Origin of the sequence: Simkania sp., from assembly GCF_965215465.1 — a bacterium.
GTDB lineage: Bacteria > Chlamydiota > Chlamydiia > Chlamydiales > Simkaniaceae > Simkania.
In genome coordinates this window covers 2,293,236-2,318,598 of sequence record NZ_OZ244056.1, presented here as the reverse complement: position 1 = coordinate 2,318,598, position 25,363 = coordinate 2,293,236, and the positions used below count along the sequence as shown (strand labels likewise).

The window sequence follows — 25,363 nt, the reverse complement described above, 5'->3', positions numbered from 1 at the left end:
TGGTATCATTTTACCCGGATAATTATTTTGAGGTGAAAAATGGCAAAAAGAGTTAGAGAAAAACAAGAAGAATCGTATTACACATCTTGTATGAACAAGATGTATGATTTGCCGTGGAAAAGGATTGGCGTTTGCGTGTTGGTTGCAAGCGTGGTTCTCGTTCCCGTTGTGGGGATTGCAATGGCAGCGCTTATGCAGCAGGCAAATGATCAATGCTTGGGCGATCAATGTTTCGCAGATCGCACTGTTGAGCCTTGCATTGGGGATGATTGTCCAGCGGTCCCGGCTTTAGCGCAGCGGCACTTTGCCCCTGCTATTCCAACCTTTCCTAATTGGTATCACAATCAAATCATTTTCGATGCAGCAGCATTAGCTTATGTTGATCTGCAACGTGGAAATCAGATTGTATCGACGGCAGAAGTGATCACAGAGGAATTTGAGGATATTTCCTCAAGGCAACTCGCGACTTTTTCTCTTTTGCAACAAATTACACAGATGCCAACAGACCAAAAATCACAAGTTGTGACAGGAATTTTCAATAGCGGATCAAAAAGAGGCCTTGTACTCACCCTTGATACAAGGGCTTTTACTTTAGGACTTGATCCCAAATGCGTTAAAAATCACCACATAGCTCTTGAGTTTATCGAGCAAAACCTCTTAAGTAAGGATGATTTTACTGCTGAAGAACTCGAAGCACATCTCATTTCCCTTCACCGCATTTTTGCGAAAGACTCTCAGGTGAAGGGAGGAGAGTACCGAGACGGAATTGTGGCACTCCAAGGAGATAATGTGGGCATTGAACTTGAAGAGGTGGTTCAAGTCGTGCGCCAAAAAGAGCCCCAAAGTGTGTATGAGTTTCGTCGCGTTTATCGAAAGCTTTTTGAATCACACAATCGAGAACATGCGCTGAAAAGTTTGACAAAAGAAGAAAAAAGGATTTTTAGCTTGGCCTTTGATATTGATTTCCCGTTACCTAATGAGGTCTCGCAAAAAATGAAACAGTTTTGCCGGGATTATGTGGCTAAATTGCAAGCGCAGATTCCTACGATTGAATTTGCCTCCTGGATTCATGACACATTGATTGGAATTCACCCATGGGAAGATTGGAACGGTCATGTGTCCCGCGCTTTAATGAATGGAGAGTTAGCGCGCAAAGGGCATTTACCTTTTCTGATTTTCGATGACAAAAAGTACAATGCAGCTGTGCGCAATAAAGAGTTCAAGGACCACCTTGTTATGGCCCAAAACAAAGTTCAAAAACTTGCTGAGCGATTCAATAGCGAAGATCCAATGAAGAAAGCGCTAGTGAAGTTCTGATGAGAAAGGGTTTTTATTTTCTTAGACATGGTCAGACCGATCATAATGCAAAGGGGATCCCAGCTGGAGCTGAGACGGATATCCCCCTTAACGAGAACGGAATTCAGCAAGCGAAACAGGTCAAAAAGGTGATCGATAGCTTGTCGCTTGAAATGGTTTGCTATAGTCCCCTGATGCGAGCGAAACAAACCATGAAGATTGTCGCTGCTGACCTGGATTTGCATCGTATCCAAGTACAGGAGTTCATAGAGTGTGAGCCTTTCGTTTGGTTAAAAATGAATCGTCGAGGAGAGCACCTCGAATCGGAGCCTGTTCAGGCATTTTTTAAACAAGTCGAATATGGTCTCAGCCAAGTTCTTTCTTTTGGCAAGTCCACACTTGTCGTGTCGCATGGGGGAGTGCATTGGGCGCTCTGTCATCTTTTAGGGATTCAAGATCACGACTATGTGATTAAAAACTGCACCCTTGTCCATTTTACTCCAGTCGGGCAAAACGGTTGGTCCGCAGAAATTTTAAAAGAATAGGTAATACCATTTCGGAAAAATAACTTAGTGAATATAGCTGGACTTTTTTCGGTTAAAATTGAGTTTTCGATTTCGCTAACCAACAAGTGGTTAGCATCAATCTCCAAACTGATTTTTCCTTCGAAAACCTCTGCGCTAATTCTGTAATTTATTTTTCCGAAATGGTTTAAGGTGAAACCGAAGCCAATTAAAGTGGGAGATGAGGTTCGTGTCTTCGTTCCTTTGAAAAGGGCCATTTAGCCCCTTCCCTGAAGCAAAATAAACCCGAAAGTCAGGTTAAAAAGTATAAGTAAATCTTGCATCTAAAAAGTAGTTTTTCATTTTACCACTAAGTTCTCCGCGAGTATTTAGTAAAAATGAAAGCCCGTGTTTATTGGCAACTTCAAGACCTAAGCCAGGGGCTATTTGATTTGCACCTTTACTTGTTGTATTGACAGATACTGTTCCAGTTTGCCCTCGAAACGCTCCTTCATACTCACTACTACTTAAGATTGTTTTGTTGACCCAGCTGATACTGAGATAAGGAGTCCAGCAGCTATTTTTCATCTGAAAAGTGTAGCTTGAACTGAGGCCTAATTGAGAACGAATTGCATTAGAGACCTTGGTATTAACAACTAAATTAAGGCTTTTTGCCCCTGTTTCTTTAAATGATTCGACATTCAAATAAAAGTGGTCAAAATTCGCAAAAATTTGGATAGGAATAGAAAGTGGGCTAAAATCTCCAATAAGTCCCAAATGATTGGTCCACTGCAATCCATTAAAGCTGCTCTTTGCGACCCTATCGAGTTGTGCGTTAGGATGGCCTACAGGATTATAAAAGATGTTACGATGAATATTGTAAAAATTCCCTCCCAAAGTGGTTGAAAGATCTACAGAAAAGTAATCCATAAAGTAACTTCCATAAACTCCTCCATAGATCTGATTAATGTGTCCTTTTCCTGCAGATCCTCTCCAGCGGACGTTTGTATAAGTATACCCTATTCCTCCTCCAACATCAAAATGACTAAATGTATAATCATATCCTGCCATTAGACCTGCTGTGTCATAATTAAACCCACGCAATTGACCTTTTCTACTTTGGGAATTCCACGATCCAAAAGGTTGAACCCATACGGAATGAGGAGTCTTTAAATCTCTGGCACAGCCTCTTCTAATAGGTACATTTGGATAAAAGGGACGGTCATCTGTAGAAGCTGTTAAATAACTTGTCAGAGATGTATCACTTGAAGATCTACTTCTTGATAAGGCTCTTTGCCTAAAAATATTGGTTATTTCAGAGTTGTTCGTTAAATTGATCCACTCCAATCCCCCAAAAATTCCAGGATGTAATAGATTAAGGGCATCACGAAGTTGCTTTCCTGTAAGAAGTCCAATAGAGCGAATCACAAACCCTAAATCAGAATCAGGCTCAACAGGGAGAAAGGAAAGTAGATAATCACACACTTTTTCTGGATTACCTGTAAGACCTGTTTGGTCTTTTTCTTGAAAAACGGAATTGTTTAGAACTAACAGCTGTATACGGTTCGGTAGGTACTGTACTTCAAAAAGATTCGTGCCATTTGGCCTTAGCGGTTGATCAAGATTACTAAAGGTGCCTGTGACTCCTCCCGTTGAGTCCAAAATAGGGATGACTTGTCCCTCAATAAAAGATCCAACAATGGCTTCTATTTGTAGAGCCCCTCCATTGATTGTAGTGGTTCCGTCCACTTGAATAAAGTCTGTATTCCCCACCGAATCTACTTCAACATCGATAATATTACTTCCAGCATCAATGGTTAAATTCCTTTCGACGGTTAATAAGCCATAAAGATCATCTCCTCCAGGATGCAGAATACCAGAGCTTACTGTTAGGTTTCCTGACAAAGCCATACTCGGATTGATTTTAACGACCGTATTTGTTCCCCCAAAACCACCTCCATCGATTATGACCGGTGTAATAACTGAGCCATCAACATAGAGGGCTCCACTATCTATTTGAGTTGTTCCTGTGTAGGTATTATCCCCATTAAGGGTAAATCGAGCAGTATTTCCTCCTGATAAGTGAAGTCCACCATTTGTCACATCCCCTCCTCCGACTCCGATGTTACTTTCAATGGGATTGGGAACAGAAGAGTTAGTGGTAAGATTTGATATAACCAAATTACCTGTAGTACGAATGAAAATGTCTCTTCCAAAGCCCTCACCTGGTGCATCTCCAACGCCAGGAATCAGAGAGCTTCCTGTAAATGAAACGCTCTTCTCGATAGTTAAAGTTGCGTCTTGATCAATAAAGATGGCTCCACCTAGTGCTCCACCACCACCTCCGCGCCCTGCAGCAAAAGTAGACGGAGTATCTCCTCCTTTACCTCCAGCATAACCGCCATTTCCGCCAATAGCAGAGTGATTTCCTGCACCACCACCACCAAAGCCTCCTGCCCCTCCTGCCCCTCCTTCTGGGGCGTTTCCAGCTTGATCTCCACCACCGCCTCCTCCTCCATAATCTCCATCACCGCCAGGAAATCCTACTCCACTACCAGCAGCCCCTCCATCTCCTCCTACAGTTATCACTGTGCCAGTGGCATCAAGTCCAGCTCCTCCAGTGGGTCTGCTGCCTGCTGTTAAGACTCCTCCTCCTCCAGGGCCAGAAGAGTTAAATATTGGAGGTGTTGGGCCACCATCAAAATTCAATCCTCCTCCTCCAGTCCCTGGAGGATTAGCGAGTCCAGTATCTATCGCGAGTCCCGAAGTTCCTCCTACTGCCCTACAGGAGTCAAAATGGCAATTGCTTAAAGTCAGGCTCTGCCCCTCTCGTACAAATATTCCACCTCCAGCGCCAAGCGCACCTCCGCCACTTCCAGCAAATTGAGAATTATTTGTATCGCCTCCTTTTGCCGAGCATTGAGAAAAATTTAAATCATTCACGACTAGCCCTGAAGGTGAATTATTCATATACAACCCTCTATTAGCTAGCTGTCCATCGATCACATTGTTAACTGCTCCATTCGTTCCATTAATTGTATAGGAATTTGTGAATGGAGGCAGAAGAGTACTAGGAGAAAGTGGTGAAAGAGGTATTGTTTGTCCTGAGAATTGCAAGTTTATTGTATCTGGTACAGCATTTGCACTTGTGATAGCATTGCGTAAATCTGTTTCGTTTGGTGCCAAAACATGTGGTACATATAGCTAAAATAAGAAAAGGGAAATAGTTAATTTTCAAAGACAATTTGTTTACTCTAATAAAAATAGTGGTTCAAAATTCTTGTTACTAACAATATCCATACATAGTTGATTTGTCTTAAAACAACAACTAAAATTGGTGGATCCATTGAGTTTTACCTGTTCCTGTAGGACCAAAAAGCTCAGGGGAGGTTGCTGGGCTGAGTTAATGCTTACGAATCTCTAGGATTGTGCCGGTTGTGTGGTCACTGCGCAGCACTTTGAGAATTTCCTCTGCGACTTCTTGTGAAGAGAGAAGGGTGGAAGGATCTTCCTCAGGAAAGTTGTTGCGGCGCATCGGGGTGTTAGTGCGTTGAGGGACGACAACATTGATGCGTAATTCGGGATGCTCTTCTGCAAAGCCTTGAGTAAAGTTCACTATTGCTGCTTTAGTCGCTGAATAAATCGTATACTCTTTGCGTCCTCGTGAAAAGGCTGAGGAAGAGAGGTTGATGATGTGACCACCCTCTTTGAGTTTGGCGCAGCGGCAACTATAGAGAAGGGAGTGCAAGTTGGTTTGAATGAGATGGTCGATTTCATCAGATGTCAAGGTTTTGAAAGGCTTGATAGCAAGGTGACCGACACAGTTGATAAGCCCGTCAAGTGGTCCATGCGTTTCATGCAAAGCGTTGAAGATCTTGGTCACTTCTTCAAAGTCGGTCAGATCAACAGGGTAATCGGGTGAAGATTTGGATAAAACGAGAGCTTTGGCTCCTTCGCTTTTCAAAAATTCGGCAAGAGATGAACCAATCCCACCGGTTCCACCGGTGATTGCGTAGGTTTTTCCTTCTAAGGAAGTGCCAGCTCCCGAAAAGGTGTTGTGTTTGAGACGCATGAGCTGCTCGGCCAAAAAGAGATCAAGTTCGCTTGTGATCTTAATGTTGTCGGAAGAACCGGGGACGATGTGGACAGGGTGGCCCAATTGTAACACGAGGCTACAGTCGTCAGAAGCGTTTTGGTTTTTAGCTTTTTCATGAGCTTCGAGCAGCAAGGGATAGGAAAAACTTTGAGGAGTTTGACCTCGAAGGTATTCGGACCGTTTGGGAATTGATGTGATGGTGTCGAAGGTTTCGGCATGAACGATGGTATCGGCAGAGGGAATGCAGGTGTCGACAGCAGGATGTGACTTGAGCGCTTTCAGGTTTTGCCGGATGATTTCCTTGGAGATGAAAGGACGAACTGCATCGTGAATGACCACAAAGTCGGTTTTGAGGCCGCATGCAAGAAGGCCGCGGTAGGTCGAGTCTTGCCGAGTATAGCCACCTTCAACAATCCGCACGCGCGGAGAGCTTACTTCTTCTTGCACTGTGGAGATCCACTCCGGATGGCAAACAAGGAGGATTTCTTCGAAGTCCTCAAAAGATAAAAAGGTCTCTAAGGTATGAAGGTAAATCTTCTTCCCTGAGAGGTTGAGAAATTGCTTGGGAGTTTCAGCTCCAAATCGCTTTCCTTCCCCACCCATCAATAATAGCGCTTTCATCAGATTTTCAACTTTAGTTTGTTGCATTGCTGTTTTAAATAGTCTGCTCGTTTCTCTGCGAGCTGCTCTGGAGTGAGAGGTTCTTGAGAGTCGAGGGCTAAATGGGCCCGACTGCATCGGAAGAAAATGGCGCTGATCTCTTGATCTCTCATCCCAGCCACCCATTCTAGATCTATCCCGAGTTTTAACAAACTTAAAGCTGCAAAGGCCTCCTTAGTTTCAATTTGAAAAGAGTGGAGGAGCAAGCCATAGGCTCGACTGATCTTATCACGCATGAAGGCGTCTTTCTCGAGCTTAAGCTTTTCTCGGCGACTGGCTTCAAGCTTCATCAGCTCGGCTCCCGCTTTATGCACCGAGTCGAGGATGTGGTCTTCACTGACCCCTAATGTAAACTGATTTTTGAGGGTGATAAAATCTCCAATATAATCGTCTCCTCCTCCCAATCCATGAGATGTCACCTCATCAGGGAGAGTCTTTGCAAGAACTTCATCGAGCTCTTCTAAATGGATCAAACAGGGGATATGGAGGATGGCTTCAACTGACAAAGCCGTTCCACAACAGGTAGGATCGGAGCTGAGGTAGCCAAACTTTGGGCTGAATGCAAACTCGTACGTTTCTCCAACTGCCCGTTCAAAGGAAGAGAGATTTTCCCACTTGGATTTCCAACTTGAGGCAGGTTCTAAACATGTGAGGGTGAGATGTTCATCTCCTTCAACGCGAACGAGAAAAAATCCCGATGGGTCAATGAGATACGATTTGGCGTCTCCTTCTAAGAGAAAATGTTCTGCTAGACCTTCTTTGAGTGTCGTTGAAAGCTCGGTTTCGCGAAAGAGAAATCCCTCTTTCAGAAGAGATGTTTTACTCAGGGTGGGCTCTAAAAGAGAAAGGAGTTGCTGCTCCTCTGTTTCGTTGATCTTTGGAGAAAAAGGGAAGGAGGCCAAATTCCGTTTCAAGGTGAACCGGGACGAAAGCCAAATGGGGCTTTCACTTTGTCCCCATAACGGGCTTTCTGCAAGTAAATGAGAGAGAGCTTGAGGATCATTCATGGGTATTTTCCATAAGAGAGTTGATTTGGTCTCTTAGCCAAGCGGCTTGTTCGTAGTTTTCTCCCTTAAGAGCATCACTTAAGGCTTCATTTAAAGAGTTTAAGCGGCTCGAGTTCAATTCTTTTTGATTCGTTTGTGGAGTAGAGCCTACATGAAAAGATGAATTTTTACTTTTTTGCGACGGCTTGACGTTAGGCGCGATTTGATTCATAGCGGTGAGTTGGTCAGTTAAAACCTCTTGGAAAATGACATAACAGTCTTTACATCCAAGGGGTTGCCCCATGAGCAAGGATTCAAGTGAGTTTGGCACGTGTTGCAGCATAGGCCTTCTTCATTTTTAGGCGTTTCGGTGCTTTCTTCTGCTTTTTTCCCTTCAAGCTTTTGCTTCAGCACAGGGCACTCAGTGCACATGTGGTACATGGTGACTTGTGTTCCGACGACTTCTTGGTAGACGACAGAAGCTCTTTTTTTACATTGACTACATTCTAAAGGACGCTCTTCCATACCTTTGGCTTATATGCCTTTTCGGAAATAATAAAAATCTCTTTTCTCTCCAACCCACCATATGATATGGAAAAAATTAGATAACATTAGGAGGACGAGAATGAAAAAGTGGCTCGCGCTTTTGTTTCTTATGGGAGGAACATCTTTAAGCTATGCCCAGTACGGATCATCTTCATCAGGGCAGAATAATAATCCCTACCAATCATCAAGATATGGGCAACAATCACAGCAGCAAATGCAACAGCAGCAAGGGCAATCACCTTGCGCCAGCCTGCAGTCAACAGATCCGGAAGCTTATGCTTTTTCGCAGCAGCTTAGCCCCATTCACCAAAGTGTCTTTTGTCAGCAGTTTACAGCTGCTCAGCGTAAGCAGGCGATGGCCCTAGCAGGTTCGCCAACGCAAGACATTCAGGGGAAAGCTGGATCGATCACGCCTGATATGGCCGTTGAAGTGGTGATGCAAACAGCTCGCTATTCGCATCAGCAACAGCAGCAACAGCCACAGCAGCAAAACTACTCTAACTACCAACAGCAGCAGCAACAGTCGTATTCGTATCCAAACCAAAACCAAAACAACAACCGCTCTTCTGGAGGCCGCTACTCTAACTATTAGTCACTTAAGTGCGGGGTAGGTGAAGCAGAAGAAGTGGATGATGTTGAAGAGGTAATGGCAGAAAATGCTACTTTCGATGGAGCGGGTGAGATGGTAGACCGTTCCATAGATGAGGCTGGCAATGAAGGCGAGTGAGATATAGTTTAGATCTTTGACGAAGGCATAGTGGAGTCCTGCAAAGAGAAGGGAAACCACAATGATGCTAAAAGCCCCAGACCATTTGGTGTGTAAGTAGTCGTGAATCTCGCGTTGGAGAAAGCCCCGAAAAAAAGCTTCTTCAGGAATCGTGACAAAGAAGAGGTTGGCAATTAAGAAAATCAACCAGCTGTGGGGAAACTTAAGGTCAATATCGACGACGTGTAGATAGAGAGCGAGAACCATCATGACCAAAACTCCCAGGATCGAGAGGGTAAAAGCTTTGATGGCAATGTTGCGGGTGTGAAAGCGACTGTACAGGAGCGGAATCGTAAAAGCCAGAGGGAAAAACCCAACAAACGGCTTATCATAGTTGAGGTAAAGGGTGTAGGGATAGGCATTGTGACTGACCTGAACACCTTCCATCAACTTCCAATTGTGAAATCCAGGAAAGAAATGACCCATTAGGGCAATTGAAAAGACGAAAGCGATCGCAGCGGCAGCAATACGTGCCCATCCTTTAATTTCAGTTAATAGCATGAGGTGCGCGCCACCTAAGAAGAAGAGAGCGATGAAGATTTTGAAATCGATGAGTTTTGCGTAAAAAGCAAAAGCAAAAGAGATCACTAAGAACGAACCCCAAAGCCAAGCGCGCTTATGAATCCATAAGCTGAGAAACGCCATGATGAGTGCAAAAAAAGCAAGGGATGCAATGGGATGGTGGATGAAAGTTAGATAAGAAAGATCCATGTGATTCTCAGTCTTTCAAAGACTTTAGTGTAGCGTTTAAACAAAAAAAAAGGGCACTTAAAAATTCTCTTTTTTGAAAAAGTCTGTCATGGCTCTGGTCATCATTCTCATTCTCTTTAGTCAGTAATGTAAGTCAATGCAAACGCATTTTAGATAGTGTCGTCACAAGTTGGTCAATTCTTAAACGACTCATAAGAAAATTTCTTCATTGCCCCTCTTCTGTCGTCGCTGTCTTGGAAAAAAACTTCAGAGATGTCTAGAAAAAATAATTGAATTTTTTTACACAAAGATTTAAAAAATGATGTCTCAATAAATGTATTGTATGAGGAACTATGTATCGGCTAAAAATTCTATCGATCTTCATTTTTTTACTTGGTGCAATAGGAGTGCAGGAAGCAAATGCACTGCCACTCTCTAATGGTTTTGCGCCAGCTGTCATTAAAGGTGAGACCGCAGTCATATCTCAATACGTTCACCTTGACTTTGTGAGAAACAGAGATGCCCCTAATTTTTACCCTGGAAATTTTGTCGGGAATGCAAATGTTGTTGCACTTGGTGGAGTCTATTCGATTACAGACAAGTTTTTACTCTTTGCTTTTATTCCATGGAGTCATAATGAATTACGGTTTAACAACCCTCCCCCGCTGACAGGTCGAGGACAGGTCAAAACTTCCGGGTGGGGAGATTTAGCTGTTTCTGTAGCCTGCCGCCTCTTTTCTTTTGCTGGAAAAGGATGGTTTGCTTCTTCATTTCTGCAGCCTGGTATTCAATTCCCCACAGGAAGTTGGAATCAAAAATATCGAGGCATGAGAGTGGATCGAGAGTTTCAACCTGGAACAGGAAACTGGTCTGGATTTGTTTCTTGGATCACTTCCATTTTAGGGCTGCACAACGAAGCAACTCTTCAACTTCAGTATCAAGGCTTTTTTAGAGGTCATGGTTTCAGACATGGGCATCTGTTCATTTACAATGCCGCAATAGGACATCGCATCTTACCTTGGTTTTTGAAAGCAGACCAAGCCAATAGATTTTGGGCCACATTTAACTTAGAATTTTTAGGACAATACAAGTCTCGTCCTAGTGGTGGTTTCAACTCTATTAACACCTGGTCAAACTGGGGACGTATTGCTCCTACAATCTCTTTTGAAGTGGCCAATGTGTTTAATCTCTTTGATTTATTGATTGCCGGGTCGTTCCAACAAACAGTCTATTACCAAACTGGAGATCAATTTCCTGTTAGACCTCAGCGTGCATATTTAGTGCAAGTTGCAGCTCATTGGTAGGAGGGCTTAGGTTATTATTAGAATGAAATGTTTAAGGATTATGAAGATGTATAAGTTGTTAGCTCTTTGCTTTTTAGTTGTTTTTGGCTTCCTGCTTCCTGAAAAGGCTTGTGCTGCAGTGAACCAAGTTACTATGGAAATTGATGGCCTCTATTGTCCTTTTTGTTCTGCTCCCACAGAGCGGCGTGTAAAAAGGGCAATGGGAGCTTCTGATGCCAAAATGTATCTGGAGCGAGGAGTGATTGTATTTACAATGCAACCTCAATCTCCTTTTAAACCTGAAGCAGCGATCAAAAAACTAGGAGATAGTTCCTTTAAGTATGTAGGTATGACAGTGAATGCCACTGGAAAGCTTTCATCTGTTGGGGGCACTAGTACGCTTGAGGTACCTGAAAATGATATCGCTTTTAAAATAGAAGACAGTGACGAAATCACTTTGAAAGCGAAAAAAGTCCTCGAGGCCTCTTCTGGTAGAGAAGTGACTGTTGAGGGACAATATTATGCAAATCCAGATGACCCTCAAATGCCAATTCTTAAGGTCTTTAAGGCGTCATAATATCAAAAGTCTTGTCAGCCCAGTCTTTTGACTGGGCGACACTCAATGAATAGTCCCACACAAAACAATTCATACGTTATCTAATTAGACTTAGGCTGCGCACAAGTTTACAAAAGAGATGAAGTCACTTTTTCTTTAAGGTATTCATAAATTCCGTGCGGTCCTCCTTCTCGACCAAAACCTGAAGCTTTAATGCCACTAAAAGGAAGCTGTGCTGATGAAAAGATCCCGTCGTTTAAGCCAATGACTCCAAATTCCAGTCCTGCGCAAACTTCTTCTGCTTGCTTTAGCCCTTCAGTGAAAACATAGGCTGCGAGGCCGTACGGTGTTTGATTGGCGCGTCTCAGCACTTCTTGCACCGTTTCAAAGGTGGTGATTCCGGCAACAGGTCCAAAGGTTTCTTCGTTAAAGATGAGCATTTCATCTGTGACGTCGGTTAAAATTTCGGGTTCATGCGGCTCTTGTGCACCTAGGTGGGATTTAGCCCCTTGTTTGACAGCGTCTTCAATATGCCGTTTTGCTTTTTCAACAGAAGTAGGATGGAGAGCAAAACTCAAATCAGTTGTTTCTTCGAAAGGATCTCCAACTTTGAGTTTTTGAACTTTTTCTACAAACCGATTTAAAAATTTGGGGTAGATTTTTGATTGGATAAAGAAGCGGTTGGTGCAGACGCACGTTTGTCCACTTTGGCGAAACTTCGATGCAATCGCTCCGTCGACGGCTTTTTCTAAATCCGCATCGTTAAAAACGAGAAGTGGAGCGTGTCCCCCCAATTCCATGGTGAGTTTTTTCAAACTCACCGAGCTGCCTTGATACAGATGCTTGCCCACTTCGCAACTTCCCGTGAATGAGAGTTTGCGAATCAATGAAGCGTTCATGAGAGCGTTTCCTATCATGTTCCCATTTCCGACGAGGATTTGGAGAGCTTCTTTAGGAACGCCAGCTTCTAAACACAAGTTCCCAAAAAGGATAAAGGACAATGGTGTGTCACTACTTGGTTTTACAATCACTGGGCATCCTGCAGCAAAAGCAGCTGCCATTTTTCTTCCGGCCATAGCTAGAGGAAAATTCCAGGGCGAAATGATGGCGCAGGGACCAATGGGCTCATAACGGAGTTGAATCCGTTTGTTCGGATATTGGGAAGGAATATCCATGCCGTAAATGCGTTTAGCCTCTTCGGCATACCAAACAAAGTAACTAGCTGTGTAGTCAGCTTCTATGCGCGCTTGACTGAGCGGTTTTCCCATTTCATGGGTGATCATTTCAGCAAGAGGGTCTCGATGCTTTGTGAGAAGTGTCGCGATCTTTTGAAGGAGCTCGGATCATTTATAAGGATTGAGCAGCTCTATGGATGGGCTTTGTAACGAAGCAAGCGCCTTTTTAACAACGGCTTCATCTGCAAGATGAAGCTTTCCAATTTCTTTTTGTGTGACAAGAGAGAGGCGAGAGGTAGCAGTGCTAGGCTTTGCACATTGCCCATCAACTAACGGTCCATAAGTTTTCATAAATCACCTACCTTTCAATCAAGGTAGGTGATCTAAATATTTCTTACAACTACTTGCAGAGCATGTCGACGATGAGTGTGTCGTTTGTTCGGGTGTTGCGGAGCGTGATAGTGAAGTCAGGATGGTACTGATCTTCTGGAACGAAGAGAAGCATATTCACTGTGGAGTGAGGAGAGATGTAAACATCTTTTGCTCCTTTTTTATTGTAGTCATGTTCCATTTGTTGGTTGGCTTGAGAAGATTTTACACCTGTGACAACAGGTGCGGCAACGAGCATCGCGAGGGGAGCTAAAACTCCAAGGGGCCCAAGGACCAACACGCTAGGGATAGCAATGAGATTTGCTCCTACAATTCCAGCTCCCGTCATGGCAACAGTGCGGGCTGTAGTTGAGTATTGCAAGTCTTCTGCAATGACTTCTGGATCCACAACTGGCAAGCTAACGTCAGTGACTGGAAGGTAAAAGGCGTCGTTTGAATCATTGCGGATCGAAATTTGAACGGGTTGATACCCACGGGATAAGACATTTTTTCCAAGGTAGCGGTTCGAGTCTTCTTTTGTGAAAGCTTTGCACGATGTGTAAACGTTATCGAGTGGGGCTTCGAAATTAAAAGAGAGAGTGTCTAATGGACGGGCTTTGTAGCTCGCGCAGCTTGTCAAAAAGATAGGGAGCATCAGGAGCCAAGCCGAGCGTGTGAGTGTTTTTCGCATTTATATTCCTCCATCGAGTAGAATCAGAAGGAAGTTTAGCACAAGGAAGTCGTATTTTAAAATGAAAAAAGTGATTTCAGGTGGAGTCGAATGGCTCGAATTCAAGTTGCTTCGAGAATTTCCTCAAATCAGTCATGCAGTTTTTTTAAGAGGCGATGACTTTAACCTTGGTGAACAGGGGAGTGAAGAAGATCAAGAGCTTGCCTTAGACATGATTGGAGCAGAAAAAGGGATCAAGCTCAAGCAGTGTCATCAGGCAGATGTTCTCGAGGTCACGGAGGCCAAAGAGGGATGGGCTCTTTATGAGAATTACGATGGAATGATCACGCGTGAAAAAGGGGTTGCTCTCATGGTCCGTCATGCGGATTGCCAAGCAGCGATCTTTTTCGACCCCGAATCCGAGGTCATTGCGAATGTCCATTGCGGTTGGAGGGGAAGTGTTAAAAATATTTATCGCGAAACGATTCAAAAGATGCGAGATCTCTATGGAACAAATCCCCAGGAGCTCAGGGTTTGCATTTCTCCAAGTTTAGGACCTCAAAAAGCTGAGTTTAAACATTACGAATCTGAGCTTCCGCCCCACTTTTGGCGGTATCAGACCTTGCCCACATATTTTGATTTTTGGGCCATTAGTCGTCAGCAACTTCGAGAAGAAGGGGTTCTTCAAAAAAATATTGAAGTGGCGGGGATTTGCACTTACTCCAATCCGATCGATTGCTTTTCCTACCGGCGTGATAAGCCAACTGGTCACCATGGAACAGTGGTTGCGCTTAAGTCAGAGGTCAAACTATTATCGCATGAGTATGGAAATTCAAGAATTGTCACTTAAGGAAGCTCTTCTGATCACACCGCGACTTCACCGAGATGAGCGCGGTTTTTTCTTTGAAGCCTACAAGCAGGGGCTCGCCCTTCCTTCATTTGTTCAAGACAATCACTCTTATTCTAAAAAAGGAGTGATTCGCGGCATGCACTTTCAAGTTTCTCCAGGTGCTCAAGCTAAGCTTGTACGTGTAGCTGTAGGTAAGATTTACGATGTCATTGTGGACCTTCGCACCGATTCTCCCACTTTTGGGCAGTGGGAAGGAGTTTATCTCGATGACAAGACCCATCAGCAACTTTTTGTTCCGGTAGGGTTTGCTCACGGGTTTCAGGTGATCAGTGAGGAAGCGCATGTCCTTTATAAAGTCAGCACGCCCTACAATCCTCAGGCAGAGCGAAATTTTCGTTTTGACGACCCCGAGGTGGGAATTGAGTGGCCCTTACAAGAATCAATCGTCTCGGAAAGAGACCGAAATGCACCATCGATGCGGGAGGCAGCACCATGAAATTATGGATCATTGGTAAACGAGGCATGCTATCACAAGCCTTGCAACGGGCATGTGAAGAGCGAGACATCGATTTTTTAGTCACTTCCCGCAAAGAAGTTGATGTGACAGATAGAGCATCGCTTCAACATCAGTTTGAAACGCTCCATCTCACACATGTTGTCAATTGCTCAGGTTATACCGCTGTCGATCGCGCGGAACAAGAAAAGGAAAAAGCAGAAAAACTGAACGTTCATGCAGTAGAAACTCTTGGCCGGCTTACAAAAGAAAACAACGTCAAGCTCGTTCATTTTTCTACCGATTATGTTTTCGATGGTAAAGAAAGCTCGCCTTATTCGGAGGACTCGGCTGCAGCTCCACTATCAACCTATGGACAAACGAAAAGACTTGGTGAAGAAAAACTTCAAGAAGTGAACCCCGAAGCGTGCATCATTCGCAGCTCGTGGGTTTTTGGCCTTGAAGGCAACAACTTTGTTCAAACCATGACGCATCTCATGAAGCAACATGAAAGCTTGCGCGTTGTTTCAGATCAAAAAGGACGTCCCACTTTTTGCGAAGACTTAGCCCATGCCGCTTTAGATCTTCTCGATCATCAGGGAATTTACCACTTTGCGAATGAAGGCGAAGCGACCTGGCTTGAATTTGCCGAAGAAATCTTGAAGCTTCTCAAAGAAACTGGAGTCGAAGTCAAGTGTGAAAAGATTGATCCCATCTCCAGTCAAGAGTATGCTGCACCAGCTACACGCCCCGCTTTTTCAGTTTTGAAAACAGATAAATACGAAAAAGCTGCTAAAAAAACGGCGCGACATTGGCAGGAATGTTTAAAAGAGTACTTTGAGAGGGTAGAATGCTAGGAAAGGATTGTCATCTCCTCGTCACAGGTGGCGCAGGCTTTATGGGGTCGGCGTTCATCCGCTACCTTCTTTGCGACACCGAATTTGAAGGAACGATTTCCAATTTAGACCTCTTAACGTATGCGGCCAATATCAGAAATCTAGCCTCTGTTGAAAATGATCAACGGTACCGATTCTTTCATGGGAATATCTTAGACCTAGACTTAGTTGAAAAAATTTATGAAGAAAGACCGTTCGATGCTATTGTGCACTTTGCAGCTGAAACGCACGTCGATCGGAGCATTGACCATCCTCAAGTGTTTGTTGAAACAAATGTTTTAGGAACCTCCAACCTTTTAACCTTTGTGCGACATCATCCAAGTGTCCACTTTCATCACATTTCAACAGATGAAGTCTATGGTTCCTTAGGTGAGCAAGGTGTGTTCACCGAAGATTCTCCCTATTTACCCAACTCTCCCTATGCAGCATCCAAAGCTGCAAGCGATCACTTTGTGCGCGCTTATGCAAAGACCTATGGCATTTCCGTGACACTTTCACATGCAAGTAACAATTATGGGCCGTGCCAATTTCCTGAAAAACTCATTCCCCTGATGATTTCTCATGCTTTGCATGAAAAGCCGTTGCCTGTTTACGGAAAAGGAGAAAACATTCGAGATTGGCTCTTCGTCGAAGATCATGCTGATGCCGTTTGGAAAATTTTGCAAAGAGGAACTCCTGGAGAAATATACAATGTAGGCGGGACATGTGAAAAACGGAATATCGATTTACTCTTTCTGATTTTAGAAACACTCGCATCCAAATTAGGAAAAGATCCTGCAGATTATCACCGTTTGATCACATTTGTGGAAGATCGGCCAGGGCATGATTTTCGCTATGCCTTGGATGGAGAAAAGATGAAAACATCGATCGGTTGGGAGCCACGTCACGACCTTGCAGCAGGTCTTGATAAGACAATTGAGTGGCACCTCCAAGAAGAAAAGGCGTGTTTAAAATGAAAGTTGTATGTGTGATCCCAGCTCGTCTCAATTCCAAACGGTTCCCACGTAAAGTTCTGAGTCGTCTTGGTTCAAAACCTTTATTGCAATGGGTTTGGGAAGCGGCGACTGCTTGCCCAGTTTTTAATCAAGTGGTGTTTGCTGTTGACCATGACGAGACAGCCCACTTGGTGCAGACGTTTCAAGGGGAGTATTTCATGACTTCCGAAAATTGCCCGAGTGGAACCGACCGCCTTATCGAGCTAATGGACTCAGGCCTCCTGGAAGGAGATATTTGGGTGAATTGGCAAGGAGACGAACCGTTCATCAACCGTGAGATGATCGACGACCTTTTGCAATCAGTTGAAGAGGATAGCAGCGACGTTTGGACGCTCAAGAAAAAGTTGACAGATGATGCAGAAGTGCATAGCCCGCATGTTGTCAAAGTGGTGTCCGATTTAAATGGGCAAGCCCTCTACTTTTCACGTGCGCCCATTCCTTATGCTCGAGTAGAAGAGCCAACTTATTACAAGCACATTGGCCTTTATGCTTACAAAACCGATAGCTTAAAGCAGATTCAAAAAATGGTTCCCACTCCGCTTGAAAAAGCCGAATCTTTGGAGCAACTCCGATTCATGGAAGGGGGTCTCAAAATAAAAGTTCACGAAACCAGCTGCGAGACGCAAGGGATTGATGTGCCAGAAGATCTTCTCCTAGCTCTCAGGTTGACTTCTCAATTCAAATAATTTTTTTCTTTATTTTAACTAGGTCCCAGATTATAATTTGAGCTCAAAAAAAACTTTTTTGAGAAGAAGTTATGGTAAAACCAACTGACGGATATTTTAGACCTGCAGCTATAGATCAGGTTTTCTTTAATAGATATAGTTATGATAGACCACCATTGAATACAATATTTCACAAAGGGCTCTATCAAGGACTTTTAGCAACTACGGTTGCAAACTTTAACTCTACGTATGCAGGGTTTTATGGATTTTTGAGAGGAGCTTTAGACGTTCCTTTCGCAAAAATACAGGAAGCTTTTTTTGAAAGTTTTCTAGAGACGGATATGCGTGAAATCCGGGAAGAGCCGGCTTTTAAAGCGATTTATATTGCAGTCAACTTTTTTGCGTCAGTGACGATTCTCTATACAACTTGTAAACTCGGTGAGCTTGTTTACTGGGGTGGAAAATCACTTGTAGGACGTGCAACCTATCGTCCATTTGGAATCTTAGATCTTATTAAAATTGAAGGAATGTTTACACTCTTTACATTGGGAATTGATCTTGGACTCAGAATCTTAGATGCAGCAGCGACTTCTACTAGATCCTCCTCGTCAAGTCGTCAGTACTACAGTGGCGAGCGATATGATTAGGAATATTGATTAATTATTGCTTATCGTAAGGGCGGGAAATCTCCTGCCCTTGCATGAATAAATCAATTTCAATAACATCTTTGACGCCTTCAAGTACAAGGTGTAATAGATGACTCCAGTTGACCCTTCTTCTTCACTCCTAGTCTCGATCATCAAAGCACCATTTCAAATCGTTTATGACCTTGTTTGGTTTGCGATTTTGTGTGTGAAATGGCTTTTTGATACGGTCTATGAGTTCTTCAACCCTCCTACATCTCATAAACCTGAGGTCACAGCTGTAGTCGATCCCAACCTCATCGCTATTGGGGAAGACAAACGAGGCGAGCTAGCCGGGCAAGAAAAAGAAGCGTGGAATCAAGGCATGGATGCCATTGCAAGTGACGGCGTGCGCAGCCAAAAAGAGTTTGATCTGATCCATGTCGGACGTATCATTCCGACACACGAAGAGCTGCAACGCAAACAAATTTTACACATTCAGGGGACTGAAACCGGTGAAGAAGCCAAGCTTTACTTGACAGTGCGCCTCCCTAAAAGTCAGTTAGTCCATTTTCCCCATGACATTCGAGTGCGGCTCAAAGAGTTTGATCAAGAGCAGGAATTAGAACTTTATTTTGTCATTTACGACATGAGCCATATCCGAGAAAAGACTTTTAGCTTTCTCTACCACAGTGTTGCACATTCAGAGACGCTAGATGAAAGGGAGATTTATACGGGGGTTTTTCGTTCCGAAGGGTTAGAACCGCAGCGAGACAGTGAGGTCACTTATGGGCAATTTTCCCCTTGCAAAGTACGGCTGAGAGAAACAGAAAGCCTCTCTTCTCAGCTCAAATTTAGGTTAGATCAACCATATGGGTCTTTCTTTACGGCGGCTCAATTTGTGAGTGAACACGGTCATAACCAAAAAGGGCTTGGAATTTTTGGGATTGTGGTGCGAGATTGGCATCGAGCTGAACCTCAAAAAATTGCTGTTGCAGGAGAAGAAAAAAGCTTGCGCGGTTTTCTGAGTAGACTCCAAGAGTTGAATTTTTCTGCATCGCATACGCTTTCGTCTCTCTTCAATTACAATGAAAATTATTATTTCACAGGGCTTTAGAAGAGAGTTGACATTGGGGCCTAAAACCGGTAGCCTTTTTGGTGAAAAATAGGTGTCAAATGTCAACTGAAGAGATGCTCGCTGAGCGCGAAGACTATAAGTATGGTTTTAGAACCGAAATTGAATCTGAATCCTTCCCGAAGGGGTTGGATGAAGATGTTGTCCGCGCCATTTCAAAGAAGAAAAATGATCCCCAATTTCTCTTAGACTTTCGCTTGAAAGCTTTTCGAAAATGGAAAGAAATGACTCCGCCTGAGTGGGGCCATCTGCAAATCGAACCGATCGATTTTCAAGACATTCGCTACTACTCTGAGCCGAAGAAAAAGCAGGAACTGAGCAGTTTAGATGAAGTCGACCCCGAAATTTTGCGCACCTTTGAAAAATTAGGAATCCCCCTCGACGAACAAAAACGGCTTGCGAATGTGGCAGTCGATGTCGTGTTTGATTCTGTTTCACTGGGAACAACCTTTCATGAAACGCTAGCGGAAGCAGGAGTGGTTCTCTGTTCGATGACCGAAGCAGTCCAAAAATATCCCGAACTGATTGAAAAGTATCTGGGCAGTGTTGTTCCGATTGGAGACAACTTTTACGCGGCTCTCAATTCCGCGGTGTTTTCTGATGGCTCGTTTGTTCATGTTCCCAAAGGAGTCAAATGTCCCATTGAACTCTCGACCTACTTTCGCATCAATGAACGTGAAACAGGGCAGTTTGAACGCACCTTGATCATTGCTGAAGAAGACTCGTCTGTCAGCTACCTTGAAGGATGCACTGCACCGGCATACGATTCGAACCAACTGCATGCTGCAGTTGTAGAACTCGTCACCCTTGATCATGCGGAAATCAAATACTCAACCGTTCAAAACTGGTATGCTGGTGATCGCTGTACAGGAAAAGGGGGGATTTACAATTTTGTGACCAAGCGCGGTAAATGCATTGGTAAGCGCTCAAAAATTGCGTGGACCCAAGTTGAAGCCGGCGCCGCAATCACATGGAAATATCCTGGCTGTATCTTACAAGGAGATGATTCTGTTGGAGAGTTTTATTCTGTTGCTCTCACCAATGGAAAGATGCAGGCCGATACAGGAACAAAAATGATTCATTTAGGGAAAAACACCCGCTCGACCATCGTGTCGAAAGGGATTTCGGCCGATGAGTCGTACAATACCTACCGAGGCCTTGTCCATATTGGCCCACGCGCGAAAAAAGCGCGTAACTTCACGCAGTGCGATTCCATGCTTGTTAAAAACAGGTGCTCGGCCAATACCTTTCCCTATATAGAAGTGCACAATGAGGATTCTGAAGTGGAACATGAAGCCTCCACTTCAAAAATGAGCGAAGAACAGCTCTTTTACTTACAATCCCGCGGCTTATCTCAAGAAGATGCCGTGCACATGATTGTCAACGGCTTTTGCAAAGAGGTCATTAATGAACTGCCTCTTGAGTTTGCCGTTGAAGCCCAAAAGCTCTTAACCCTAAAACTAGAAGGATCAGTCGGCTAATGTTACAAATTGATGATCTACACGTCGAAATTGACGAGCAGCCCATTCTCAAAGGACTTTCATTGGAAATTAAGCCTGGAGAAATCCATGCGATCATGGGACCAAATGGAGCCGGCAAATCCACACTTGCAAAGGTTTTAGCAGGCCACCCAAGTTATACAGTGACGTCCGGCACCATGACATTCATGGGAAAAGACCTGAGCGAACTCGAACCAGAAGAGCGCGCACACTTAGGAATTTTCATGGGCTTTCAGTACCCGATCGAAATTCCTGGTGTTTCCAACTTACACTTTCTCCACACAGCGCTTAACTCACATCGTAAAGCCAAAGACCTTCCGCCCCTTTCAGAAGACGAGTTTAAACAACTGCTTGATGCCAAAATGCAAGAAATGAAAATCAAATCTGAGCTTGGTGATCGCGATGTCAACACAGGGTTTTCAGGAGGGGAAAAGAAAAGGAATGAGATTTTACAAATGGCGATTTTAGAGCCCCACCTCGCTGTGCTTGATGAAACCGATTCAGGCTTAGATATTGATGCAATGCGCGTTGTTGCAGACGGCGTCAATCAGCAAATGGATGGCAAACGGAGCTTGCTACTCATCACCCACTATCAGCGACTACTCGACTACATTCAGCCCCACTTTGTTCACGTCGCCATAGACGGAAAAATCGTCAAATCGGGAGGACCAGAACTGGCTCAAACTCTCGAAGAAAAAGGGTATGACTGGCTATGACTTTCTCATTGAAAAAAGACCCGATCCCCGTGCGAAAAGATGCTTGGGAGAAGTGGGGCGATTTCCCTTCTCGGAAAGTAGAGGCTTTTCGTTATGTCTCGCTCAAAAAACTGAAAGAGCAAGACTTCACTGCTCCGTCTCCTGAATTCGATTATGATGCTCCCTCGGGACTCATAGTCCTACCTCTTGAGGAAGCTTACAAAACTTATGGACCGCTTCTTGAGAAACGAGCGTTCCTTCAAGTGAAAAAAGAAAAAGATCCTTTTTTCTTTCTTAACCTAGCAGTTGGAACGCAAGGGCTCTTTATTTATATGCCACCCGACGTACGCATCGAAAAGCCCTTAGAAATCATTCAGAAAATTCACACCGCGCAAAGTGCACTTTGCCCCCGCATCGAAATCTTTGTTGGCAAAGGTGCAGAACTGACAACAACCTTTGCCATTGAAAGCGACACGCCTGTTTTTTGGAACAACATGGTACTGAATGTCACAGTTGAAGAAGGAGGTTTTTACAAACATTTTGATCAAGCCATGGGACATGCAGAAGCGTGGGACTTTTTATCCTTCCAAGGAGAGCTCAAACAAAATGCGAACTTAAAGTTCTTTTCGTTTGGACGTGGAGCGCAAGTGCAAAGACGGGACCTTGCAATTTCTCTTGAAGGAGAACAAGCAGAAGCAGACCTAAAAGGGATGTCACTCCTTGATGAAAAGCGGGAAGGACATGTGCACATACGTATTGATCACGCAGCACCGAATGCTCGCTCGAATCAGTTCTTTAAACACGTCTTGTCTGATCGCGCACGTAGCAGCTTTGAAGGGAAGATCTTTGTTGAGCAAGAGGCGCAACAAACTGAAGCCTATCAACTCAATAATAACCTCATCCTTAGTGAAAAAGCCGCCGCATTTAGCAAACCTAACCTGGAAATTTTTGCAGATGACGTGAAAGCTTCACATGGCGCCACAGTTTCAAAACCTAATATGGATGAGCTGTTTTATCTCCGTTCTCGCGGACTAAGCCAAGATGCTGCACGTGATCATCTCGTGCGCGGTTTTTGTCGCGAACTATTGCAAGATGTGAACTTGCCAGACCTTTACGACAAATTTTCTGGAGAGATCCATGCCTACTTATCACGATGACGCCCACCCCTTTGATATTTGGAAAGTACGTAAGGACTTTCCAATGCTTGCAAAAACGATGAATGGCAAACCTCTCATCTATCTCGACACCGCTGCAACTGCACAGAAACCCAACCTTGTCATCGAGACAATCAACCGTTTCTATCGTGAAGAGTATGGAACAGTGCACCGCGCCGTCTATGAAATCGCAGCCCGCTCAACTGAAATGTACTCCGAAGTACGCAGCAAAGTGCAAAACTTTATCAATGCGCCCCGTGAGGAAGAAATCATCTTTACACGAGGCACGACAGAATCCATCAACCTTGTAGCCAATTGCTTTGCGCGTGCCTTTTTGCAAGAAGGAGATGAAATTCTCATTTCTGAAATGGAGCACCATTCAAATATCGTTCCTTGGCAAATCATTTGCGACATGTACAAGACTGTCCTAAAAGTCATTCCGATCAATGACGACGCAGAACTCGATCTCGATGCCTTTAAAAAGCTCCTCACTGACAAAACGAAATTTGTAAGCCTTGCGCACATTGCCAATTCAACAGGAACGATCAATCCCATGAAAGAAATCATCGACCTTGCGCACCAAGTAGGTGCAAAAGTGCTGATCGATGGCGCCCAAGCAGTGCCCCATCTAACCATTGATGTCCAAGACCTCGATGCAGACTTCTACGCCTTTTCTGGCCACAAACTTTATGGCCCCACAGGCGTTGGTGTCCTATACGGCAAAAAAGAACTGCTCGAAGCCATACCTCCTTTCCTCGGTGGGGGAGACATGATCGAAGAAGTGACCTTTGAGAAGACCACATACCAACCGATTCCTCTAAAGTTTGAAGCGGGTACCCCGTCCATTGCAGAAGTGATTGGGCTTGGAGCTGCCATTGACTATGTCGAATCGATTGGTCGCCCTGCCATCCATGAGTGGGAACAAAAATTGCTGACTTACGCAACGGAAAAGCTTCAGTCTGTGGCAGGCATCAAACTTTACGGGACAGCATCCTCCAAAAGCGGCATTGTGAGTTTCACTGTCGAGGGAATGCATCCTCTTGATCTCGGAACCATTTTAGGGCTCAAGGGAATCGCCATTCGCACAGGTCACCTCTGCGCACAACCCGTTCTTCGACGTTTTGGTGTCGAAGCTCTCGCCCGCATTTCGTTTGGGGTTTATAACACGTATGAGGATGTTGACGCATTCCTTCACGCGTTGAAAGAAGCAACAATTCTTTTAAAACCTGAAATGTCTTATTGACCTGAATTCTTAGTTTATTTTCTCCTTAGTGGGCACAAGAATATAGTAGAAAAGCTCCTCAATGCAGGGGTAAAAGTCGACGAGAAAAATAATAACGGGGACACGATATTGCGAGTATGTATGGGTATGAAGATATCGTAGAAGAGTTGCTGAAAGGAGGAGCAAAGATCGATGAGATAGAGATTGGAGGCATGGACGCACAGCTCTTCATCGTGTGAGCAAGAAAGGTCATGAGAAAATAGTGAGACGACTTATATTGGCCGGAGCAGATATGAATTTATCTTGCCCATCAGGTACTGCAATGGCCGTTGCAAAGAATGCGGGGGAAAACGCAGTTGTGGATATTCTATGGAACGAAAAGAAATCACTTCGTTTGGGGTGGCAATATTGGCGAGCAAATATTGGATTTTAGAAATCGAGTCTAAACTTAACTGTGAGTCCTTGCAGGCTTAGATCGTAGCGATTGCTTTGATCAAGTACATTGATGTAGATCGTTTGGCTGGGCCAGACCTGTGCTTCCCATCCGGCTTGTAAGCGAACGTGGAGGCGGTTGCAGTTAAAGTAAGTTTCAATGCGCAATCCGATTGCAAACTCGAGAACGGGTTTCACACAATGGAAGGAGTCTTGAAGATTTGCAGAAGTGCGATCACGCGCAAGGTCAAGGCCTCTGATGTCGATCACTTCAGAGAACGTATCTTTTCGATCGAGATCATAATGTGTCCAAAGACCTGTTATAGCAAAGTCTCCGTAGAGGCTAAACCAACTGAGGAACTGCCAAGACGTGTTAAGTCCTGTGCGCATTCCCAAGCCCCAAAGCATGTGGTCTTGACGCATTTTGTAATTGAAAATCGTGATGTTTTGGTCGATTTGGAACGGAATGGCTTCGAAAAAGACATTGTAGTCTTGCTTTTGCCACGTTCCTTTTACTCCAACAAAGGGACGCAACTTTAAGAACCGATTGATGTAATAGTTTCTTCCAAGTTCTAGGTCCCCTACTTGATAGTGTAAGTCCCAATGTGCGTGTGCGCGTTCCATGTTGATGTCTTGCCCGTTAGGTGGGACAATGTTAAACGCAGGTTTCAAATGGCGTGAATGACGTGCGTCACCAACATTGGTGTAGAACCAGGTGTATTGCAAATAGAGATCCCAGCCACCATGACAAAATGTCCAACCGTATCCAACCTTAAAGCCTGGATCCCAGGTCCAATCCACAGAATTGACATTCCCTTTGGAAGGATTACGTAGTTCGGTTAAGCTTCCTATCCCGGATTGGCTATAACTTAATGAATCGAGACGAGCGGTCCAGAAGATGAAGTCCAAAGTGAGAAACATGTCCATGCCGTCATACACTTTGGGGCCAGCGTTTGGTGTAATGGGGTCGTAGTGTCCACCAGATTCTTTCTTTTGCTCAAGTGCATTCACGCGATTTTCTAGATTGCGCATACGCATTTCTGTTTCTGCGAGAGCAGAAATTGTGGCAGCAAAAAGAAGAAGGGTGAGCAAAATCTTTTTCATAAGT

General features: G+C 44.2%; 27 protein-coding genes. 17 read left to right on the top strand and 10 right to left on the bottom strand.

Going from position 1 to position 25,363, the window contains the following annotated elements:
• Positions 1-39: 39 nt before the first annotated feature.
• Both ACOOFG_RS10845 and ACOOFG_RS10840 read left to right on the top strand, forming a co-directional pair.
• Positions 40-1,317, top strand: coding sequence for a Fic family protein (locus ACOOFG_RS10845; protein WP_420421491.1), 1,278 nt, complete (start codon positions 40-42; stop codon positions 1,315-1,317).
• Positions 1,317-1,841, top strand: a complete 525-nt coding sequence (locus ACOOFG_RS10840) for a histidine phosphatase family protein (protein WP_420421490.1) — start codon at positions 1,317-1,319, stop codon at positions 1,839-1,841. Before ACOOFG_RS10845 ends, ACOOFG_RS10840 begins: the two co-directional genes overlap by 1 nt.
• 276 nt (positions 1,842-2,117) lie before the next feature.
• On the opposite strand, the gene ACOOFG_RS10835 is transcribed toward ACOOFG_RS10840, so the two are convergent.
• The 5 genes from ACOOFG_RS10835 to ACOOFG_RS10815 form a co-directional block, all read right to left on the bottom strand.
• Positions 2,118-4,769 carry an autotransporter domain-containing protein gene (locus ACOOFG_RS10835; RefSeq protein ID WP_420421489.1) on the bottom strand — a complete coding sequence of 884 codons (2,652 nt, stop codon included), beginning with the start codon at positions 4,767-4,769 and terminating at the stop codon, positions 2,118-2,120.
• Between the two features lie 433 nt (positions 4,770-5,202).
• A complete protein-coding gene (gene ispD, locus ACOOFG_RS10830; RefSeq protein WP_420421488.1) occupies positions 5,203-6,516 on the bottom strand; it encodes a 2-C-methyl-D-erythritol 4-phosphate cytidylyltransferase in 1,314 nt (437 codons plus the stop codon).
• Positions 6,516-7,562 carry a hypothetical protein gene (locus ACOOFG_RS10825; RefSeq protein ID WP_420421487.1) on the bottom strand — a complete coding sequence of 349 codons (1,047 nt, stop codon included), beginning with the start codon at positions 7,560-7,562 and terminating at the stop codon, positions 6,516-6,518. The genes ispD and ACOOFG_RS10825 overlap by 1 nt, the downstream gene beginning before the upstream one ends.
• The gene (locus ACOOFG_RS10820; RefSeq protein WP_420421486.1) at positions 7,555-7,845 is read right to left on the bottom strand and encodes a UvrB/UvrC motif-containing protein; all 291 of its coding nucleotides are present in this window, start codon (positions 7,843-7,845) and stop codon (positions 7,555-7,557) included. Before ACOOFG_RS10820 ends, ACOOFG_RS10825 begins: the two co-directional genes overlap by 8 nt.
• Positions 7,791-8,066 carry a hypothetical protein gene (locus ACOOFG_RS10815; RefSeq protein ID WP_420421485.1) on the bottom strand — a complete coding sequence of 92 codons (276 nt, stop codon included), beginning with the start codon at positions 8,064-8,066 and terminating at the stop codon, positions 7,791-7,793. Before ACOOFG_RS10815 ends, ACOOFG_RS10820 begins: the two co-directional genes overlap by 55 nt.
• A 100-nt stretch (positions 8,067-8,166) precedes the next feature.
• Between ACOOFG_RS10815 and ACOOFG_RS10810 the strand changes: the two genes are divergently transcribed.
• Positions 8,167-8,679, top strand: a complete 513-nt coding sequence (locus tag ACOOFG_RS10810) for a hypothetical protein (protein WP_420421484.1) — start codon at positions 8,167-8,169, stop codon at positions 8,677-8,679.
• On the opposite strand, the gene ACOOFG_RS10805 is transcribed toward ACOOFG_RS10810, so the two are convergent.
• A complete protein-coding gene (locus tag ACOOFG_RS10805) occupies positions 8,680-9,564 on the bottom strand; it encodes a CPBP family intramembrane glutamic endopeptidase (RefSeq protein ID WP_420421483.1) in 885 nt (294 codons plus the stop codon).
• A 332-nt stretch (positions 9,565-9,896) separates the two neighbouring features.
• Between ACOOFG_RS10805 and ACOOFG_RS10800 the strand changes: the two genes are divergently transcribed.
• Both ACOOFG_RS10800 and ACOOFG_RS10795 read left to right on the top strand, forming a co-directional pair.
• A complete protein-coding gene (locus tag ACOOFG_RS10800; RefSeq protein ID WP_420421482.1) occupies positions 9,897-10,847 on the top strand; it encodes a hypothetical protein in 951 nt (316 codons plus the stop codon).
• 46 nt (positions 10,848-10,893) lie between these two features.
• A complete protein-coding gene (locus ACOOFG_RS10795) occupies positions 10,894-11,403 on the top strand; it encodes a hypothetical protein (protein WP_420421481.1) in 510 nt (169 codons plus the stop codon).
• A 107-nt stretch (positions 11,404-11,510) separates the two neighbouring features.
• Here the strand turns inward: ACOOFG_RS10795 and ACOOFG_RS10790 are convergent, their stop codons facing one another.
• From ACOOFG_RS10790 to ACOOFG_RS10780, 3 genes are read right to left on the bottom strand one after another with little or no spacing between them, the layout of a single operon-like run.
• Positions 11,511-12,665, bottom strand: coding sequence for an NAD-dependent succinate-semialdehyde dehydrogenase (locus tag ACOOFG_RS10790; protein ID WP_420421480.1), 1,155 nt, complete (start codon positions 12,663-12,665; stop codon positions 11,511-11,513).
• Between the two features lie 60 nt (positions 12,666-12,725).
• On the bottom strand, positions 12,726-12,908 hold the full coding sequence (locus ACOOFG_RS10785) for a hypothetical protein (RefSeq protein ID WP_420421479.1): 183 nt from the start codon (positions 12,906-12,908) through the stop codon (positions 12,726-12,728).
• Positions 12,909-12,957: 49 nt separating this feature from the next.
• The gene (locus ACOOFG_RS10780) at positions 12,958-13,617 is read right to left on the bottom strand and encodes a hypothetical protein (RefSeq protein WP_420421478.1); all 660 of its coding nucleotides are present in this window, start codon (positions 13,615-13,617) and stop codon (positions 12,958-12,960) included.
• 61 nt (positions 13,618-13,678) lie between these two features.
• Here ACOOFG_RS10780 and pgeF point away from each other — a divergent pair, with 61 nt between their 5' ends.
• The 12 genes from pgeF (at position 13,679) to ACOOFG_RS10720 (ending at position 24,256) form a co-directional block, all read left to right on the top strand.
• Positions 13,679-14,446: a peptidoglycan editing factor PgeF gene (gene pgeF / locus ACOOFG_RS10775; RefSeq protein ID WP_420421477.1), complete on the top strand. Its 768-nt coding sequence runs from the start codon at positions 13,679-13,681 to the stop codon at positions 14,444-14,446.
• Positions 14,421-14,942 carry a dTDP-4-dehydrorhamnose 3,5-epimerase gene (gene rfbC, locus ACOOFG_RS10770; RefSeq protein WP_420421476.1) on the top strand — a complete coding sequence of 174 codons (522 nt, stop codon included), beginning with the start codon at positions 14,421-14,423 and terminating at the stop codon, positions 14,940-14,942. The genes pgeF and rfbC overlap by 26 nt, the downstream gene beginning before the upstream one ends.
• A complete protein-coding gene (gene rfbD, locus ACOOFG_RS10765; RefSeq protein ID WP_420421475.1) occupies positions 14,939-15,796 on the top strand; it encodes a dTDP-4-dehydrorhamnose reductase in 858 nt (285 codons plus the stop codon). The genes rfbC and rfbD overlap by 4 nt, the downstream gene beginning before the upstream one ends.
• Positions 15,790-16,791: a dTDP-glucose 4,6-dehydratase gene (gene rfbB / locus ACOOFG_RS10760; protein WP_420421474.1), complete on the top strand. Its 1,002-nt coding sequence runs from the start codon at positions 15,790-15,792 to the stop codon at positions 16,789-16,791. Before rfbD ends, rfbB begins: the two co-directional genes overlap by 7 nt.
• On the top strand, positions 16,788-17,516 hold the full coding sequence (kdsB, locus tag ACOOFG_RS10755; RefSeq protein ID WP_420421473.1) for a 3-deoxy-manno-octulosonate cytidylyltransferase: 729 nt from the start codon (positions 16,788-16,790) through the stop codon (positions 17,514-17,516). The genes rfbB and kdsB overlap by 4 nt, the downstream gene beginning before the upstream one ends.
• 71 nt (positions 17,517-17,587) lie before the next feature.
• The gene (locus tag ACOOFG_RS10750) at positions 17,588-18,142 is read left to right on the top strand and encodes a hypothetical protein (protein ID WP_420421472.1); all 555 of its coding nucleotides are present in this window, start codon (positions 17,588-17,590) and stop codon (positions 18,140-18,142) included.
• Positions 18,143-18,251: 109 nt separating this feature from the next.
• A complete protein-coding gene (locus ACOOFG_RS10745; protein WP_420421471.1) occupies positions 18,252-19,235 on the top strand; it encodes a hypothetical protein in 984 nt (327 codons plus the stop codon).
• 59 nt (positions 19,236-19,294) lie between these two features.
• Positions 19,295-20,734 carry a Fe-S cluster assembly protein SufB gene (gene sufB / locus ACOOFG_RS10740; RefSeq protein ID WP_420421470.1) on the top strand — a complete coding sequence of 480 codons (1,440 nt, stop codon included), beginning with the start codon at positions 19,295-19,297 and terminating at the stop codon, positions 20,732-20,734.
• The gene (gene sufC / locus ACOOFG_RS10735; RefSeq protein WP_420421469.1) at positions 20,734-21,468 is read left to right on the top strand and encodes a Fe-S cluster assembly ATPase SufC; all 735 of its coding nucleotides are present in this window, start codon (positions 20,734-20,736) and stop codon (positions 21,466-21,468) included. The genes sufB and sufC overlap by 1 nt, the downstream gene beginning before the upstream one ends.
• Positions 21,465-22,604, top strand: a complete 1,140-nt coding sequence (gene sufD / locus ACOOFG_RS10730) for a Fe-S cluster assembly protein SufD (protein WP_420421468.1) — start codon at positions 21,465-21,467, stop codon at positions 22,602-22,604. The genes sufC and sufD overlap by 4 nt, the downstream gene beginning before the upstream one ends.
• A complete protein-coding gene (locus ACOOFG_RS10725) occupies positions 22,585-23,844 on the top strand; it encodes an aminotransferase class V-fold PLP-dependent enzyme (protein ID WP_420421467.1) in 1,260 nt (419 codons plus the stop codon). The genes sufD and ACOOFG_RS10725 overlap by 20 nt, the downstream gene beginning before the upstream one ends.
• 214 nt (positions 23,845-24,058) lie before the next feature.
• Positions 24,059-24,256, top strand: coding sequence for a hypothetical protein (locus ACOOFG_RS10720; RefSeq protein ID WP_420421466.1), 198 nt, complete (start codon positions 24,059-24,061; stop codon positions 24,254-24,256).
• On the opposite strand, the gene ACOOFG_RS10715 is transcribed toward ACOOFG_RS10720, so the two are convergent.
• Positions 24,253-25,359, bottom strand: a complete 1,107-nt coding sequence (locus ACOOFG_RS10715) for an Lpg1974 family pore-forming outer membrane protein (RefSeq protein ID WP_420421465.1) — start codon at positions 25,357-25,359, stop codon at positions 24,253-24,255. The two genes, ACOOFG_RS10720 and ACOOFG_RS10715, sit on opposite strands and share 4 nt — an antisense overlap.
• Positions 25,360-25,363 lie beyond the last annotated feature (4 nt).